Below are 19768 nucleotides of genomic sequence, written 5' to 3' on the forward strand. Positions count from 1 at the left end.
AGCATTAACAAGGGGATTTTTGCTGTCATTTGCAAAGGAAAAGGAACTTATTTAGTACCTTATAATTATCGCAGGAACGGTTTTAAATTTTTTTAATTTTTTTCACAACTGTAATCCATGAATCAATAGTGGGAAAGTATAAATTTAAAAACTGTTGTTGACTGATTACATGATTAGCTAATAATCGTTGATATATAAGCATTTATTACACATAATAATTTTTATTCAAGTGATTAATGAACGTGATATTCGCTAATAATCTGCCCAATTTAACAGGTGAATAGCAAAAATAACGAATTGATCGTTTGAAAATTTGGGGCGCTTGTAATCCCCAGAAACCTTGATATCATAAGAATTGTTAAGTCATTAAGCAATAAACCTTGCATGAATAATTTATAATTCTTTTGAATATTTTTCATAAACGGGGGTTTATTAAAATGAGAAATTCGAATACAAATAATTGGCGTTCTACTGCTTTAATTGCGGGGGCAATTTTAACAGCAGGTGTCGTTACCACCACTTCAACGACTAATGCACACGCTGATGATAACCAAACTAATGCACAAGTAAGTACCAACCAAGCTACTTACCAACAAGTACAGGCAACTGCTGATCAGCAACTTGCACAATTGCAATCAGCTAATGATAGTAAAGAAGCTCAACAAGCCACGGCCAACGAGCAATCGAATGCGGCAGATCTTGCACAAACTAATGCCCAAATCGATCAATTAAAAGCTAGTCATGCTGCCTTACTAGATGAACAGGCTGATGCGATTGCACAAGCACAAGCCGCTACTGCTTCTTCTATTGAAGAACAAACTGAAGCTGCACAAGCTGAATACCAACAACAAATTAACGCACAACAACAAAATCAAGCCACTCAACAAGCTGCAAATGACCAAAAGTACGCACAAGCTGTAAGTCAAGCAGCTGAAAACCAATCTGCAGTTGCTAACATCCAAGCACAATACCAAAAGGCTGTTAGTGATGCTGCTGGTAACTTAGCTAGTCAAAACCAAACTGCTACTACTAATTACAATGACGCAGTTGCTAAGGAAAACGCTAAGTATGAAGCAAAAGTTTCTGCACAAAAGACGACTAACGAATCTAATGTTAACAACGCGCAAGTTGCTCTTGATAACGCAACAAAGGATGCACAACAACCAAAGACTGTTAACGTTACAAGTCAAAAGGATGTTTACGGGAAGGTAGCTCAAGGGCAAGCAAACCCTGAGATTTACCAAGTATACCAACAAAAGGGCTTCCCACTAGAAGTAGAAGGATACTGGAACGGTAAAACTTACTTCATCCCAGTGTCTGCCTACACTAACCCAGTTTTTGCTAACACTTACTACGGTGAATACCCAGATGCTGCGGCTATCTCTAGCAAGACAGAAGCTTCAACACCAACGAACATCAATGAAATGCCATTGGACTTCAAGCCAGGTCTCTTGAACTACGATGCTAAGAAGGACAACTCTGAAAAGGTTGCTGCTAGTGGTTTGTCTGCACAACAAATCCAAGTACTTCGGGCATTGGCAACTTCATGGACCAACGGTTTCCGGAACAACGTTTACCAAAACTACCGTGCCTTCTACAACACTGTTAACAGTAAGAACGGCTTTAAGGACGTTGCCCCAATGACAATGATGTCAACAAGCATCTTTGATGATGTTGCTAACCAAGTAGCTGCTAGCCGGGCAAAGCACAACATTGATAACAACACGCACTCTGTAAATGGTAGTGGCCTTCCAGCTGACCAGACTTACAGTGCTTACTTAATCAACAAGCTCAATGGCTTTGAAAAGCAGATTACTAACAATAACAGGGGTACGGAAATTTACTCATTGCGGAACGAAAACTTAACCACAATGCAAGCCGAAAATCCAACCCTCCTTAACTACGCAATTAACCTTTACAACTCAATGCAAGGGATGTACTACGGTGAATTAGTTAACGCTAATGATCCAAAGCAAATCGGTGGTCACGCACGGAACATCTTACGTGGGGACTTACGGGTTAACGGAATTGGTTTCCAAAAGTTAAGTGACGAAATTGCTCGCAAGCCAGGTTCTGGTATCAGTGATTTAACTAACGCTTACGCTGTAACCTTTAACAACGCCGGCTTTAACATTGGACATGATGCTAACCGGACTAAGGCAGTTCAAAATGACGCTGCCTGGGGAACTTCATCAGTTGAAGCACAATTAAACGACATTAAGCACGCACAACACCACAAGGTTGATGTAACGACGCAAAAGCAAGTTCAACCATCTGCTGAAGAAGTTCAACAAGCTACCGCTGGTGCACAACAAAACTTAGCTAATGTTAAGGCTCAAGCACAAAAGGACCTTGATGCATTAGCAAGTGCCCACCAAGCTAACTTAGCACAGCTTCAAAAGCAATACGACGCTACGAAGGGTCAATTAAAGGCTAACTACGACCAAGCAGTTGCCGCTGCTGCAACTGCTCGTGATAACGCCCTTAAGGCAACTGGGACGACTGACCTTGCTGCTTACAAGGCTCAATTAGACGCTGCTTACCAAGACTTAGTTAAGGCTGACCAAGCTGCTGCACAAAAGTTTGCTGCTGACCGCGATGCTAAGATTAACAATATCAAGGCTACTGAAAACGAAAAGCTCGCAGCAAAGATTGCTGAATTGGTACCAAGCGTAGAACCACAAATTCAAGAATTGCAACAAAAGCACCAAGCTGTAATTGCCCACGGTGACGAAGTTCTTGCCGCATTGAAGGCTGAAAACAAGGCTGCTTATGCTAAGCTTGAACAACAATTCAAGACGCAATTAGCACAGATTCAGGAACGTGAAGCTGCTAAGAACCAAAATGAGGTTCAACTTGGCAATGCGACTGTTGTTCTACCAACGACTAACGCTTCTGTTACAAACACAGTTGCAAGTCGTCCACAAGCAGCTGCTAACGTTACTGCTGGCCGGGTACAAACTGTTGCTAACCCAGTAATCGTTCGCCCTGCTACGCAAACAATGCTTGCTGCTGCACCGGTAGTTGCTACTAACCAAGCTGCAACTCCTGCTTCAGCAACCCCAGCACCAGCTGTTACAACAACTTCCGCTGTCGCTGCTACTACTGCTGCTAACACCAACGTAATTGCTACTCCAGCAACACCAACTCCTGCTGTTTCTGCTAATTCTCAAGCCACTAAGGCAGACAACAACAAGAAGTCAGCTCCAGCTAAGAAGACTGACACTACTGTTGCTAAGAAGCAAACAACTAAGAAGGCTTCACAAAAAGTTGACCAGTCTTCAATGTCAATTGTTGCTTTAGCCGCCACTGCATTGCTTGGAGCTGTTGGTATTACTTACAGCACAAAGAAGCACCACAACTAATCCGATCGGGTAAAATATAAGAAAAAAGACTGAGCAAATGCCCAGTCTTTTTTATGTTTAAAGATTATCAATTAAGGATTGCATGAAGTCGTTGTTGACGTGGTGCAGTTGGGGAGTGCTAGCCAGGTTTAGCTCGTAGGCAATTCGGTGGGGATCAAGCCGGTCATCAATGGTAATAATTCCCCGCCGCTGGAAGTTAAAACTTTCCGCAATGTGTTGCACGGCCTTATTTTGGGCGTGGGTATCGAGCCGGAAGTTCTTCATTCCTTGCATTTGGCCAACAGTTAAGAGGTTGGAGAAGAGGAAAGTACTCATGTGCTGGCCCCGGTACTTACTACTAATTGCAACCCGGTGGATTGTCGCATAGGGCTCATTTGGCTGTGCCCAGTGGCCTTGCTCAATGACCCGGTAGGCAGGATCAGGAGTTAGCTGCAAGCTAGCTGTACCGGCAATGTCGTTATCATGAACCAGCACCCAGTTGATTTGGGCCGCAATATCTTTGGCAAACATTTCCTGGTTAGGGTGCCCATCTTGCCACTGGGGACTTCCGCTTTGCTTCATAAATTCTTTGGCGTCATCGATGATTTTCATAATTGCGTCAAGATCTTGCTCTTGTGCGCGGCGTAAAAAGATTTTAGCCATTAAAATTCCTCCAATCTGAGTGAACGATAAGCTTTTAACATTCTTATTGTAGTGTAATCTGTCAATTCTGTCTTGAAAAAATAGCAGATAATGTTTCCCCGCATTATTGATTGAGTTAGAATGGAAATCAATGATATTTTACGGGGAGGATTAGCAATGGAATTAACATGGAAAATTATTTTGTGGACATTGCTAGCGGTAATCCTCATTAATGAAATTGCGGCAATTTTTACTGTCTTTCGGGAAAAACGAGATATTGCGGCAACCTGGGCATGGTTACTAGTCTTGACCCTGATCCCGGGCTTTGGCTTTATCATTTATGCGCTGTTAGGGCGGAAACTGCCCCACAAGCAGTTGGAACGGATTAAGTCACAGACGCAATTAAAGTTGCGCACGGCCCTGGAAGCACAGAAAAAGCAGTTCCTTAATATGCCCAAGCCAAAGGACCAGTCAGTCCAGACATACCGGCAGACAATCATGCTCTTCCAAAGCATTGATGACTCGTTCTTGACCCGGCATAACCACGTTGATGTTTATACTGATGGACAGCAGCTGTTTAAAAAGATGTTTAATGACATTGCGGCGGCTAAGCGGAGCATCCACGTTGAGTTTTATACGATTTATAATGACAAAATCGGTAATCAACTGCGGACGTTGCTTGAGCAAAAAGCAGCAGAAGGCGTTGAAGTCCGGGTCCTTTACGACTCCTGGGGTTCAATGGGGGTTTGGCCAAGCTTTTATGACCACTTGCGCGAAGCCGGTGGCTATGCTGCGCCATTTCTGATGTCCCATAGTAACTTTTTTGATTTCCGGATTAATTACCGTGACCACCGCAAAATTGTGGTAATTGATGGTGAAATTGGCTATATTGGGGGCTTTAATGTTGGGGACCAGTACTTCGGCCGGGTGCCGAAGTTTGGGCCATGGCGTGATACGCACTTACGAATTATCGGTGGGGGCGTGTATGGTTTGCAACGGCGCTTTATTAGCGACTGGAACGCCTCGATGAAGAAGGATAAGTGGCAGATTCGCCATTTCCATCCTTATTTCAAACCAATTAAAGTGATTAAGGGCAACGTTGCCTTACAGATGGTGGCGAGCGGGCCAGAAGCACCGTTAGAAAAGATTAAGATGGGCTACTTGCGGCTAATCAATGCCGCCCAGGACCATATCTGGATTCAAACGCCATACCTGATTCCTGATGATAGTATTTTAGACGCGTTGCGGGTTGCTGCCCGGTCAGGGATTGATGTGCGGATCATGATCCCTTCTAAGCCAGACCATGTCTTTGTTTATCGCGCTACCCAGTACTATGCGCGGGAGCTTGCTAATCAGGGAGTGACGATTTATTACTATCAAAAGGGCTTCCTGCATGCCAAGACAATGATGGTTGATGGACGGATGGCTTCCGTTGGCTCAGCAAACCTTGACTTCCGGAGCTTTAAGCTCAACTTTGAGATTAATGCCTTTATTTATAGCGAGGATACGGTTGACGACCTTGAAAAAATTTATGTTAATGACATTCGTGATTGCCGGGTGATCACGCCAGAAATGTTCGCTAACCAACCGCGGTGGCTTCGTTTCAAGCAGACCTTTTCCCGGCTGCTTTCACCAATTTTATAGGAAAAGGACTGACGATTTGCCAGTCCTTTTTTAGCAGAATATACGTTCGATATATGGTAAAATAAGGGAGCAATTACATGTTAGAAAGGAACGAATAACGTGGGAACACTGGGCTTTGTATTAGGGACCGCCGCGATGGATCACCAACAGGTATTGATTGACCAGCTGGCTGACCAACTTGAACACGCACCGGCGGAGGATAGTTTTTATTATTTAGTGCCAAACCACATTAAGTTTGAAACGGAAATTAACGTTTTGGCGGGTCTCCGGCAACGTCAGGGACATAAGACGACGGACAGGTTTGCTTCAGAACGGGTTCAGGTGCTCTCCTTTAGCCGGTTAGCCTGGTATCTGCTTCGTGACACGCCGGCATTTCAGGCCCCGCGGATTTCTAAGATTGGGATGGCGATGCTTACTTCCCAGGTTGTTCAAGAACAGGCAGCCGATTTGCGATTATACGCTAGTGAGGTAAAGCAGCCAGGTTTTATCCAAAAGATGACCGCCCAGCTGGAAGAGTTGAAGAGTGCCAACATCAGTGCCGACGACCTAAGTGCAATTATTGACCAGGTTAAGGAGGCAGCTGACCCAGGCGTTAGTCAGTCATGGTTGGCAAAGATGCATGATGTTGAGGTCATTTACCATGCCTATGAGCAACGGTTACAGGCACGGTTCTTGGGAAATAGCGAACTATACCAGCAACTCGTGACCTACTTAAACCAGTCACCAGCAACGGCCAAGATGCACTTCTTTATTGACCGCTTTGCGCAGTTTACAGCTAATGAGCAGCAAGTGGTCGACGCCCTAATTACTAACGCGGCATCGACAACCATTTCTTTGACCCTGGACCGGGGTTATCCTGATCAAAACCACCCGGACCCGCGTGAGTTGCCAGCGAAAAATGACCTATTCTATTCGTCAGCGATGCAATTTCACCGTTTGTGGAAGTTTGCCCAGGCCCATCTACAAACGGTCAAGGGATTAAAAAACGTAACGTTTGCGACCACCCCGCGGGTCAGTGAAGACTTGCAGCTAGTTGACGCTTACTTCAAACGGTATGCGAAAGAACCACTGGATCCAGCAGAACACCAGGCATTGCCGCACCCGCGAAATGTTCAGTTTATGCAAACGACGAACCGGCTGACGGAACTAAATAGTGTCGCTACCCAGATCCGCCACCTGGTTGCGAGTGGTAAGTACCGCTACCGGGATTTCTTAATCCTCAGTCGGCACCTTGATGGCTACCAGACGATGATTGAGCCAGTCTTCGCCGCGCATGGGATTCCGGCCTTCAATGACCACGAGCGGCTCATGGATGACCACCCGTTGGTTACCCTTTTATCAACGTTGATCGAATTGCCGCAACGAAACTGGCGGACGGCTGATATTATTCAGCTGCTGAAGACCTGGTTGCTGGTGCCGCGCAGCAGTAGTGGCGACTTGATGAGTGTCAGCGAGTTCCAGCGGGCAGTCTTTACGACGGAAAACTGGTGCTTAAAACAGGCAATTGACGGTAAAAAAGCCTGGACAACAACTGACCATGATGAGCTGGTGCAGTTATGGCAGGCGCCGGGAACTGATGAGAGCGACCCCAAGTACGCCAATTCACGACTAAAGAAGTTAAATGACCGCCTGGCACTAGTCAAAAACTATGTTGCAGGGGAAATCATCCCCTTCCTCGACCGCCTGCGACAAGCGCAGGATGGGCGTGAGCTTGCAACGTTGCTTTACCAGTTTTTGACCAGGATGGGCGTTACCGAACGGCTGTATGCTTGGCAGCAGTACCAGAGCACCCGTGACCTCGACCTGGCCCGGCAACCGCAACAGGTCTGGTCGACTTTCTGTCAAATTTTGCAAGAATATGTTGAGATTCTCGGACAGCAAGCATTTTTAACAACGGGAACGGCAGCCCTAGCAACTTTTAGTGAGCTGCTGCAGAGTGGCTTTGCTGCCGCCCAGTATTCGCAAATTCCAGCAACCCTGGACCAGGTAATGATCTCAGAAACCGGGATTGTCCAGAGTCAAGACCGGAAAGTTGTCTTTATGATTGGCTCCACCGACGATGTGATGCCGGAGATGCAGGAAAATGAAGGCCTGTTGACCGATCAAGATAAGGATATCCTCAGCGAATATTTGGATGCGGACTACCAATACTTGCCGGGCAGTGCGATTGACCAACTGGTTGATGAACCGTTTGTTCACTATACCGGGTTTATGAATGCCAAGGAACGACTTATCTTTACCGCCCCGCGGACAGATAGTGATGATAAAGAACTGGGAATCTCGCCATATATGCGCGATATGGCCGGGTACTTTAACCAACTGTGTCACGATTATCCGCTAGTCACAAGCAAGCAGGGGCAAGAACACGCGCTGGCATTCGTTAGTGCCCCGTTTGCGACAATTAACCGGCTGGTGGAAGTTGGTCGCCAGCGACGCGATGATCAGGGAGTGCCAGCTAACCAGCAACCGGTATTACCAGCTGGCTGGCAGTTTGTTGCTCAAGAGTTAGTCAAGCTTGCTAAGCAGTGGCAAAATAGTCCTGACGCCGAAATGCAACGGCAGGGAGTCGCGCTAGGCCAGCGGTTAGGCTTAGTTGCGGCTGGTTTCCACTACCAAAACAAGGTCGACGCGTTAGGCAATGAGCTAGCCCAGGCCCTTTACCTGCGGACAACACCGGATAAGGATGAGGGCCGGGTCTTGTATGCCTCAATTTCCCAGCTGCAAGACTTCTACATTAACCAGTACGAATACTTCTTGAAGTATGGCCTACGCTTGCAAAAACGCGATGAGCTAACCCTATCGACTGACCGGATTGGGACTTTCTTCCATAAGGCGATGGAGAGTTTTGTCAACGCAGTCCAGCAAAGCGGCACCCCGTTTGCCGACCTTGCTAAAGAAGACCACCAGGGACAACTAAATCAGCTAGTTGACCATGCCCTTGTCACTGCGCAGGAAAATCAACCATCCTTGCTGCGGTTGGTAAGTTCATCTAACCAGGCGCAGTTCCAATACCATCAGTTAACGGCGATTGTTAAGACCATGTTCACCACCCTCTGTCAGCAAGCGCGGTATAGTGGGGCGCAGCCAGTACGGACTGAGGTCCAATTTGGCCGGATCGGCAGTAAGCAAGACGGTGACCTTGGTTCCCTAGAGTACCCACTCAAGGATAACCACCACCTTTACCTGCGGGGGCGGATTGACCGGATTGATAACCTGAAGCAGGGGGACCATGACTTCTTAACGGTTGTTGACTACAAGTCGAGCAACCACCTGTTTGACCTTACGTCAGCGTACTACGGTATCTCATTGCAGCTTTTGACCTACCTAAACAGCCTCCAAGCCAACTTACGGGAACTTGACAGTAATGACCCACAGTTGGCCGGGGCACTCTACCTGCGCTTGAATAATCCAACAATCAAGGCGGCTGACTTACACAAGGGTTCACTCGATGAATTAAAGCTCAAGGAGCACCAGTACAAGGGAATCCTACTAAATGATCCGCAACTGTTGAAGAAGTTAGACAATAGTCTTGACCGCCAGTCGTTCCTCTACCCGCTTAAGGAGTATAAGAACGGCAATATCAAAGCAAACAAGGACGCCCTGCTCGTTACGCCACAGCAGTTAGAATGGCTCCAAGAGATGAACAAGCAGCTCATTATCAATGCCGGTAATCACATTTTGAGCGGGGACCTTAAATTAAACCCATACCGCTTGTTAACCGGGAGTATGCGGCGGACCGGGCTTGATTATAGTGACTACTTGGATGTCTTCCAGTTTGATAATATGCTTGACCAGCAAAATTACCGGGACCTTAATCCCAACCTAGCCCAGGATGCGTTTAACAATGTAGTGACAGATGACCACGAGGAGGATGAAGATAATGGCAACATTTAAGCCTACCCCTGCCCAGCAGCAGGCAATCAGTGACCGTCACCAGAATATTCTAGTCTCGGCTTCTGCTGGTTCGGGGAAGACAGCGGTCCTCGTCAACCGGACAATTGACCTTATCAAGGAAGGGCAAAGCATTGACCGGATGCTGTTAGTAACCTTTACGGATGCGGCCGCCAAAAATATGCGGGATAAGATTCGGGCTGAACTGCAAAAAATCGCCCAAGATTCCAGCAAGCCCAAAGACCTGCGTGACCGGATGAGTAACCAGATCAACTGCTTAGCCGCCGCAGACATTAGTACAATCCATGCCTTCTGTTTAAAACTTATCAAACGTTATTACTACTTAATTGACCTGGATCCGCAGTTTCGCTTGTTGACGGATGAGACCGAACGGTTATTGTTGCAAGAGGATGTTTGGCATGAAGTTAGTGAGCAGCTGTACCAACATGCGGCCGACCAGCAAGCTGGCGTTGCCTCCTTTGCGGACCTGGTAGTGAACTTTTCTAGCGACCGTGATGACCAGGGGCTAGACGACTTGGTTTTACGCCTATACGAAATTGCAAATGCCCAGCCAGCACCGGAAGAGTGGCTAACGCACTTAGCGGATAATTACGCCCTCGGTGATGGTGATCTGTTAGCATCGGATTTTTACCAGCAGCAGTTATTGCCACTAGTAACCGAGAAACTCCAGCAGTTTATCCAGGACTTTCATGAACTGGCGGTGCGGGCAGCAAATAATGGCCTAGATAAGGCCGCTGGGGTGTTGAATGGTGACCAGGAGCTGCTTAAGCAACTTTCGTCAGCACTAACCGGCATTAGCCCGCAAGAAATTGGTGGTGTCATGGCGGAACAAAAATTTGGGAGTTTGCGCGGTCGACCGAAAGCAGACGATGACCGCCTCGATGTCTTTAAGCAGCTACAAAAGCACCGGAACGAACTTAAGAAACAGTGGGAAGTTGTCGTTAAGGACTGCCTGGGAATGACTGCCAAAACAGCGGCCGAGTTTACCCAGGCAGTCGTGGAGAAGGTCACCCCCCTGCGTGATGCCTTGCTTGCGTTAACTGACGAGGCAAAGGCAGCGCAGTTAGACGAGAAGACGGTTGACTCCTTAGGAAAGGATCAGCAGATGGTCCAGGGAGTCTTAGACCTGTTAGCGCCACCGTCATGGGATAGTATTCGCCAGTTCTTTACCAGCGCAAAATTCGCCCGGATGGCGGGAAAACCTAAGGACGACGAGCTAGCAGAAGAGGTCTACCAGGAAGTTACGAGCTCCCGGACGGCGATTAAAAAGCAATATGACCAGCTAGTCAGCCGTTTCTTTGCTTATGATGAAGCGCAGTTTCGGGCAATTTCAGCAAACGCCCAGGCCCTGCTGCGGAAACTGAGTATGGTAACGATTGAATTTCGCCACCACTACCAACAGACGAAGCTGAACCGGCACGTTTTAGAATTTAGTGACCTCGAACACTATGCTTATCAAATTTTAACGCCACCAGCGGATGAGGATGACTGGCAGGACCTGGTTGCGGACCTCCGTAACCATTACCAGGAAATCATGATTGATGAGTACCAGGATACTAACCGCTTACAGGAAAGCATTTTGATGAAGCTGACGTCAGCGGACCGGAAGAACCTTTTTATGGTAGGGGATGTTAAGCAGTCAATCTACCGCTTCCGCCAGGCGGACCCGTCGCTGTTCTTAAATAAGTACCAGGATTATCGCGGTGATGGTAACGGGGAAGCAATTGTCCTCGGCGAAAACTTCCGGTCGATGAACAACGTGACTGGCTTTACCAACCTCTTATTTGAACAGCTGATGGATAAGGAAGTGGGGGAGATCGACTATGATGAAGATGCCCACTTGAAGTATGCCGCCCGCTACTATGAGGAAAACGAACACAATCGCGCCCAGCCAACGGAAATCCTTCTTTACGACGCAAATGCCGACAAGGCGACCGCTGAGGAGGAGACTGTCCACGAAGATGATAAACTTGCTGGGGAGCTCCGGATGGTCGGGATGCGGATTAAGCAAATGGTCGAGGGCCAGGAGCAAATTTACCACGCTGACGATCAGCAGATGCACCCCATCCAGTATGGCGATATTGTGTTGCTTGAACGAACGAAGGCGATTAACAATACTTTGATGGAGGAGTTTAACAAGCTCAATATTCCGTTGACCGTTCATGATGTTGAGAGCTACTTTCAAGCAACCGAAGTGCGGGTAATGATGTCATTGTTAAAACTAATCGATAATCCGCAACAAGACATTCCCCTGGCGGCAGTTTTACGGTCCCCAATCGTGGGGCTGACGAACCAAGAACTGGCCTTTATCCGCCTGCAGAACCGGTCGGCAGACTTCTACACTGCGCTGTTATCATTTGCCGGTAATTACCGGGAGAAGAAGCTGCAACGGGCGTCATTGATTACTGCTGACCAAGCTCGGACACTGTTTGATAAGGTTGATCATTTTCTTGACCAACTGGCCGTTTTTCGGCAGACAGCCCAGCAGCAATCGCTCGTTGACCTGATTTGGCAAATCTATGAAATGACGGGCTACCTCGACTATGTCGGTGCAATGCCGGGCGGTCACCAGCGGCAGGCCAACCTTCACGCCCTCTACCAGCGGGCCAATAGTTATGAGCAGAGTAGCTTCAAGGGCCTTTACCAGTTCATTCGCTTCATTGAAAAAATGCAGGATCATGATAAGGACCTTGGTGTTGCCCCGACCCAGTTAACGGCGAACACGGTTAACGTAATGACAATCCACGGTAGTAAGGGCCTGCAATTCCCGATTGTCTTCTTAATTGATGCTGGCCACGGCTTTAACCAGGGGGCAACCCGGGAGAACGCGGTTGTTGACGCAGTTGCTGGTGTTGGGATTCGTTACATGGATTCACAACGGGTTATTTATGACACCCCCCAGCGGCAGGCAGTGATTAGTGAAGTGCAGCGGGGAGAACGGGCAGAAGACTTGCGGGTCCTCTACGTTGCCTTGACACGGGCCGAACAGCGGTTAATCGTCACGGCGTCCTTTAACGAAGAAATGCGGACACAGAGCCTGCAAGGGTCGTGGCAGCGGTGGCAAAAAGCGTTCCAAAGTGACCAGCTCTTAGTCGGCCCCCAGCCGCGGATTAGTGCTAATTCCTTCATGGACTGGATCGGCCTGGCGCTAGCCCGCTACCCCGAATTTAGTGCCCAGCAACTGAGTGCGGCCGGGGTGACCTTAGAAGAGAGCGTTCTGGATACGGGAAAGAAACTGGCCCAGCTTGTTTCCCAGCCTAATTTCACTGCCCAGACTTACACGCGTAAAAAGGTCGCCGAACAACTGGCAAGCCTTCACCAGGAGGTCGCTGCTGAACAACCCCAAGGGGATCCGCTCGCTGCTCAGGAAAATATTTCCCGGGAAAAGATTGCGGATGTTTTACGTTACCGTTACCCCCATACTGTTGCAACGCAGACGACCGCTTACCAGTCTGTCACTGATGTAAAGCGGGTCTTTGAAGATCCTGATAACCGCAACATGGCCCGGTGGGATTATGAGCACCAGCGGAAGATGAAGACGCAGGGGATGTATTTAAACAATGACTTTGACGTTCCGGCCTTTATCCAGCAAGCTGACCACCAACCAGCGGCAACTGAGATTGGGACCGCGACGCACCTGGTCTTCCAAAAGATCCCCTTATCAGCAAAAATTGATGAAGCAGTCGTTGAAGAAGAGATCAACCGCCTAGTTGCCGACAAACTGATTAACCCTCGCGTGGCCGCAAAGATTAACCGGGCAGGTATTGCGGCCTTTTACCAGACTAGTGTTGGTCAGCAGATCTTAGCACGGCCAGCTGACTATCACCGGGAGGCGCCGTTCTCGATGATCATGAATGGTCATGAGCTGTTCCAGGGAGTTAATGCCAGCGATGACGAGCGAATTTTAATTCACGGAATTATTGATGGTTATCTGCAGACGGACGAGGGAATCATCCTAGTCGACTACAAGACTGACCACCTAGATCCCGACTTTAAGGATTTTGCGATTGCCAGAATTAAGGACCGCTACCGGGGCCAGCTAGCGCTTTACAAGGAAGCCCTTAATATGATGGCAGGGGTTCCGGTTGTTCAAATGGGCCTTTACCTGGTAGAATTGAAACAGTTTATACCATTACAAGGGGAAGGTGATTAGTTGGCAACCATCAAAGATATTGCAGAGCGAGCGGGAGTATCAGTCTCGACAACGTCACGGGCGTTAAATGATAACCCCCGGATTAGTGAAAAAACCCGTAAACGAATTAAGGAGATTGCCCAGGAGCTTGGCTACCAACCAAACTATAATGCCCGTAACTTAACACGGGGTGAATCAAACATGGTCGGGTTAATCTTCCCGGTGACTAGCGATACTGCGCCGGCTAACCCTTTCCATATTGACCTAATGCGGGGGATCAGTATGGCCCTAAAGCCGATTCACTACGAGATGGTAGTGGCAATCTCGCCGACTGCGCCTGATCTATTGGCGAGTGTCAAGTCGATGGTCACCCAGTCGAAGGTGCATAACTTCCTTGTTTTCTACACCCAAAAAGATGACCCGGTGACGGCCTACCTGCGGGAAAATAACCTTAATTTTGTTGTAATTGGGCATCCAACCTGCAACCACCGTGACCGTTATGTTGATAATGACAATGTAGCAGCAGGACGGGAAGCGACCGCTTACCTGATGAAACATCAGCAAGTCCGTCACCCGTTATTTATCCAGTCTGCTAATGACTGGGTATATGAACAAAACCGCTGTCATGGCTACCAGCAATGGATGGAAGAGCAACAGTTACCAGGGCTGGTCTGGCGTTACTCAGATGAAAATGCTTCAGTTGCGGACTTTATCCGCCAGCACCAAGAGATTGACTCAATCGTCTGCGCGGATGACTTAATCCTCGTGCGGTTGATCCGCCAGTTACAGGAATTTGACCTGCCGACTATCTGCTTTAACAATAGCCGGTTGATGGGGATGTTAATCAACCAGGAAGAGAAGGTTGACTTGCAGCCACGGAAATTAGGCCAACAGGCGGTTGAATTACTGTTTGAACCGCAAGAACGATCACGAATCGTTGACTTTAAAATTAATGCTTAAAAAGGGGCCACTAGCTGTTAGCGACAGGCCCCTATTGTTTCTGATGGAGGAATTACTAAATGGAGAAGGTTTATATTGTTGCTGCCCAACGGACGCCAATCGGTAAATTCAACGGTCAGCTAGCTTCAAAATCGGCAGTCGAATTAGGGGCGATTGCGATTAAAGCGGCCGTGGAAAAGGCAAAGTTGAGCGGTGATAAGGTTGACCAGGTATTGATGGGAAACGTTATTCAAGCAGGGACCGGCCAGAATCCAGCGCGCCAGGCGTCGATGAAGGCGGGCCTGGGTGAAGGGGTGCCAGCAATCACGATTAATGATGTCTGTGCTTCAGGCCTTTCTAGCATTAACCTTGCCGCGAGTTTAATCCGGGCTGGTCAGGGCCGGGTAATTGTTGCGGGGGGAATGGAAAGTATGTCCCAGGCCCCATATGTTCTGCCCAAGGCACGGAATGGTTACCGCTTTGGCAACGGCACCTTGCTGGATGCGATGCAAAGTGATGCCTTAAATGATGTATACGGCAACTACCCGATGGGAGTTACGGCGGAAAACATCAATGAGCGATACGACATTACTCGGGAGCAACAAGACCAGTTTGCCCTAACCAGTCACCAGCTGGCTGTTAAGGCCCAGGATGAAGGGCGCTTTACCGATGAGATTGTTCCGGTAACGGTGGCGAAGAAGGGCACAACGGTTATCGTTGACACTGATGAAGCTCCCCGGCGAGAGACCTCGTTAGCGGCATTGGCAAAACTCAAGCCAGTCTTTAAACCGGATGGCAGCGTCACGGCGGGGAATGCTTCCGGGATAAATGATGGCGGTGCGGCAGTTGTTTTAGCGGCCGCCAGCGCGGTTAAAGAATACGGCTTAACCCCGCTAGCAGAATGGCAGGCGTCTTCTGTTGTAGGAATTGACCCGGCAGTGATGGGGTTAGGGCCCTACTATGCGATTAGCAAGTTGGTTAATGAGCACCACATCAGTACAGATGAGATTGATACGTTTGAAATCAACGAGGCATTTGCAAGCCAGGCATTGGCTTGTATCGACTTACTCCACATTGATCCGGCAAAGGTGAACCCGTGGGGCGGGGCACTTGCGTTAGGGCACCCGGTTGGCTGTTCAGGCGCGCGGATTGTTGTCACGATGGTACACGAGATGATCGCTAATAAGCACACTAACGGGGTTGCCTCCCTTTGCGTTGGTGGCGGAATGGGTGAAGCAACATATCTTAAGTTAGTTTAGCCTGATAGTTTAAATAATTAATTTTATAGGGCAGGACCTGCAATAAGGCCTGCCCTGTTACTTTTTAAAATAAAAAATGCGAAACCGATTACAGAAATTTTGCGCAACCGGTTGCACAATCAATTTGAATCTGATATTATAATATTGCAATAAAAATTAAAGCGCTTACAGAAAGATGAGTACTTTTAGGACTTATTTTAGTTAAGGAGTTGTTAGCATGAGTCAAGAAAAGTCCGCTGGTGCTGGATTACCGACGCTCTCAAAGAGCACAATCTGGATGATTAACTTCGGATTCCTCGGTGTTCAGACTGCATTTACTTTACAAAGTTCTCAAATGAGTCGGATTTTCCAAACGATCGGGGCCGACCCTAACAACCTTGGCTGGTTCTTCATCTTACCACCGCTTGCTGGTTTGATTGTTCAACCAATCATTGGTTACTATTCTGATCGTACATGGGCACCAAAGCTTGGTGGCCGGCGTCTCCCTTACCTGTTGTTAGGGATGATCGTTGCGGTTATCGTGATGTTGCTGTTGCCAAACTCTGGTAGTTTTGGCTTTGGGTATGCATCACTTGCCGCCTTGTGGTTCGGGGCAATTACCGTTGCCTTGCTTGACCTTTCATCAAATGTTGCTATGCAGCCATTCAAGATGATGGTCGGTGACATGGTTAATGATGACCAAAAGAGTTACGCTTACGGGATTCAAAGTTTCTTATCAAACACCGGGGCGGTTTTAGCGGCCATCTTCCCATTCCTCTTAACCTGGTTTGGGGTTCGCAACACGGCGGCCAAGGGTGTTGTTCCTGATTCGGTTATCATTTCATTCTACGTTGGGGCAGCATTACTGGTTATCACTAGTCTGTTTACTGTTTTCCGGGTTCACGAATATGACCCCGCAACTTACGCAATGTACCACGGTATTTCTGAAGAAGATAACAAGGAAGGTGGAAACTGGCTTACATTATTGAAGCACGCGCCAAAGGCCTTCTGGACAGTAACCCTTGTCCAATTCTTCTGCTGGTTTGCATTCCAGTACCTCTGGACATACTCTGCAGGGGCAATCGCCAAGAACGTTTGGAACACCACCAACGCGACATCTGCTGGCTACCAGGCTGCTGGTAACTGGTACGGGGTTCTCGCGGCCGTTCAATCAATTGCGGCGGTTATCTGGTCATATGTCTTGGCAAAGGTTCCTAACAAGTACCACAAGTTAGGTTACGGTGGTAGTTTATTCCTCGGTGCCCTTGGTTTTCTCTCCATCTTCTTCATTCACAACCAATGGGCATTGATCGTCTCATACGCCCTTGTTGGGATTGCCTGGGCCGGAATGAACACCTACCCATTGACGATTGTTACAAACGCATTATCCGGTAAGCACATGGGTACTTACCTTGGACTCTTCAACGGGTCAATCTGTTTACCACAGATCGTTGCTTCATTGCTTAGTTTCGCATTATTCCCACTGCTTGGTGGCTCTCAAGTTAACATGTTTATCCTCGCCGGGATTGTAATGGTACTTGGTGCTATCTCAGTTGGAACAATTAAGGAAACATATGTTGAATAATTAGTAAATATTTTATAATGGGGGTAGCTGCAAAAGGTGCCCCTATTTCATGAAAGGATGAAATTCAATGAAACGTACATTTGATATCGCTCCATGGCATGTTGCTACTAAGACATGGGACCCAGCAGACAAGCGGCTCCAAGAGTCAATGACTAGTTTAGCTAACGAAAACCTCGGGATGCGTGGCTTCTTTGAAGAAGGCTACACCGGTGACCACATGCAAGGTGTTTACCTCGGTGGCGTTTGGTTCCCTGACAAGACTCGTGTTGGTTGGTGGAAGAATGGTTATCCAAAGTACTTCGGAAAGATGATCAACGCAGTTAACTTCTTGAAGATGGTTATCAAGGTTAACGGTGAACAACTGGACCTTGCTAAGCAAACACCAAAGGACTTCAAGCTCGACCTTGATATGAAGCGTGGTATCCTTACCCGTGAATTTACGGTTGAAATTGGTGGAACTGAAATGGCCTTCAACTTTGAACGGTTTGTTTCAGCAGTTCAAAAGGAATTAGTTGGTCAACGGCTCCACATCAAGAACAATGGTAACAGTGATGCCAAGGTTGAAATTACCAGCATGATTGATGCCGACGTTTACAACGAAGATGCTAACTACGACGAACAATTCTGGAACGTTTTGAAGAAGAGTGCTAATGGTGAACACGCCGAATTAACCTCCGAAACAAAGGAAAACGACTTTGGCACCCCCCAATTTACTGTTGGTATGCAAACAACAACGAAGACTGACCTTGACCACCAAGGCGACGGGACCGATGAAAAGGATGCTTACAACACCTTTGCCGGAACGGTTGCTGCTGGTAAGGAAATCAACGTTGAAAAGCGGACAGTTGTTGTAACTTCCCGTGACTTTGATTCTGAAGACGCCATTGAAAAGCGCCTTAACGAATTAAGTGACCAGTTTGACAGCCAAAGCTTTGACGACTTGCTTGACCCTCACGTTAAGGAATGGGCAGATCGGTGGACTAAGTCAGATGTTGAAATTGATGGTGACGAAGGGGCTCAACAAGGGATTCGTTTCAACCTCTTCCAACTCTTCTCCACTTACTACGGTGAAGACTACCGGCTCAACATTTCACCAAAGGGCTTCACTGGTGAAAAGTACGGTGGTGCTACTTACTGGGATACTGAAGCTTACTGTATTCCAGTTTACCTGGGGGTTGCCAACCCAGAAATCGCTCGTAACCTCTTAATGTACCGTTACAAGCAATTAGATGGTGCCTTTGTTAACGCTAAGGAACAAGGCCTTGACGGGGCATTATTCCCAATGGTTACCTTCAACGGGATTGAATGTCACAACGAATGGGAAATCACCTTCGAAGAAATTCACCGTAACGGGGACATCGCTTACGCCATCTACCTCTACACGAAGTACACTGGCGACAAGTCATACGTCCTTCACGAAGGGGCAGAAGTCCTTACTGAAATTTCACGCTTCTGGGCAGACCGGGTACACTACTCACAACGTCAAAACAAGTACATGTTACACGGGGTTACCGGTCCTGACGAATACGACAACAACGTTAACAACGACTGGTACACCAACCTCTTATGTAAGTGGACCTTACAATACACCCTTGAAATCCTGGATGAAGTTGATGACGAAGTTGCTAAGAAGCTCAACGTTTCTGAAGATGAAAAGCGTCGCTGGAAGGGAATTGCAGACAACATGTACCTTCCTTACGACAAGCAAAAGGATATCTTCCCAGAAAACGATGGCTTCTTAGACAAGGACCTTACGCCAGTTTCCGAAATTCCATCCGACCAATTACCATTGAACCAAAACTGGTCATGGGATAAGATCTTACGGTCACCATACGTAAAGCAGGGTGACGTTATCCAAGGTCTTTGGGACTTCATCGATGACTTTACCAAGGAAGAAAAGAAGAAGAACTTTGACTTCTACGAGCAATTCACGGTTCACGAATCAAGTCTTTCTGCTTCCGTTTACTCCATCATCGCTGCTGATATTGGCTACGAAGACAAGGCCGTTGAATTGTATGAACGGTCAGCACGGCTTGACCTTGATAACTACAACAACGATACTTCCGACGGTTTGCACATCACTTCGATGACTGGTTCATGGCTTGATATCGTGCAAGGGTTCGCCGGTATGCGGGTTCGTGACAACGAATTACACTACGCCCCATTCCTGCCAAAGAAGTGGAACTCTTACCAATTCCGTCAAATGTTCCGTGGCCGGATCTTGAAGGTTAAGGTTGACAAGAACGGTACTAAGATTGACTTAGTATCTGGTGACCCAATTACCATCGACCTTGACGGTAAGAAGCTTGAATTAAAGTAATTACTGGAGGCA

The 19768-nt window shown here is 47.7% G+C and carries 9 protein-coding genes; 8 read left to right on the forward strand and 1 reads right to left on the reverse strand.

Features of this window, described 5'->3' with window-relative positions:
* Positions 1 to 437 precede the first annotated feature (437 nt).
* A complete protein-coding gene (locus tag CZ502_RS05505; protein WP_076460349.1) occupies positions 438 to 3365 on the forward strand; it encodes a hypothetical protein in 2928 nt (975 codons plus the stop codon).
* A 57-nt stretch (positions 3366 to 3422) separates the two neighbouring features.
* Here the strand turns inward: CZ502_RS05505 and CZ502_RS05510 are convergent, their stop codons facing one another.
* Positions 3423 to 4007, reverse strand: a complete 585-nt coding sequence (locus CZ502_RS05510) for a GNAT family N-acetyltransferase (RefSeq protein ID WP_076460351.1) — start codon at positions 4005 to 4007, stop codon at positions 3423 to 3425.
* 156 nt (positions 4008 to 4163) lie between these two features.
* On the opposite strand from CZ502_RS05510, the gene cls reads away from it, so the two are divergent.
* The 7 genes from cls to CZ502_RS05545 all read left to right on the forward strand — a co-directional run bounded on the left by cls (position 4164) and on the right by CZ502_RS05545 (position 19756).
* Positions 4164 to 5630: a cardiolipin synthase gene (cls, locus tag CZ502_RS05515; RefSeq protein WP_076460353.1), complete on the forward strand. Its 1467-nt coding sequence runs from the start codon at positions 4164 to 4166 to the stop codon at positions 5628 to 5630.
* A 99-nt stretch (positions 5631 to 5729) separates the two neighbouring features.
* On the forward strand, positions 5730 to 9524 hold the full coding sequence (locus CZ502_RS05520; RefSeq protein ID WP_076460355.1) for a PD-(D/E)XK nuclease family protein: 3795 nt from the start codon (positions 5730 to 5732) through the stop codon (positions 9522 to 9524).
* The gene (addA, locus tag CZ502_RS05525) at positions 9511 to 13695 is read left to right on the forward strand and encodes a helicase-exonuclease AddAB subunit AddA (RefSeq protein ID WP_076460357.1); all 4185 of its coding nucleotides are present in this window, start codon (positions 9511 to 9513) and stop codon (positions 13693 to 13695) included. Before CZ502_RS05520 ends, addA begins: the two co-directional genes overlap by 14 nt.
* Positions 13696 to 14634: a LacI family DNA-binding transcriptional regulator gene (locus tag CZ502_RS05530; RefSeq protein WP_076460360.1), complete on the forward strand. Its 939-nt coding sequence runs from the start codon at positions 13696 to 13698 to the stop codon at positions 14632 to 14634. It abuts the gene before it with no gap.
* Positions 14635 to 14693: 59 nt separating this feature from the next.
* Positions 14694 to 15872 carry an acetyl-CoA C-acetyltransferase gene (locus tag CZ502_RS05535; protein ID WP_076460363.1) on the forward strand — a complete coding sequence of 393 codons (1179 nt, stop codon included), beginning with the start codon at positions 14694 to 14696 and terminating at the stop codon, positions 15870 to 15872.
* A gap of 217 nt (positions 15873 to 16089) precedes the next feature.
* Positions 16090 to 17436: an SLC45 family MFS transporter gene (locus CZ502_RS05540; RefSeq protein WP_076460366.1), complete on the forward strand. Its 1347-nt coding sequence runs from the start codon at positions 16090 to 16092 to the stop codon at positions 17434 to 17436.
* A 67-nt stretch (positions 17437 to 17503) separates the two neighbouring features.
* Positions 17504 to 19756 carry a glycoside hydrolase family 65 protein gene (locus tag CZ502_RS05545; RefSeq protein WP_076460369.1) on the forward strand — a complete coding sequence of 751 codons (2253 nt, stop codon included), beginning with the start codon at positions 17504 to 17506 and terminating at the stop codon, positions 19754 to 19756.
* Positions 19757 to 19768 lie beyond the last annotated feature (12 nt).

The organism is Limosilactobacillus caccae, from assembly GCF_900156885.1.
Taxonomy (GTDB): Bacteria; Bacillota; Bacilli; order Lactobacillales; family Lactobacillaceae; genus Limosilactobacillus; species Limosilactobacillus caccae.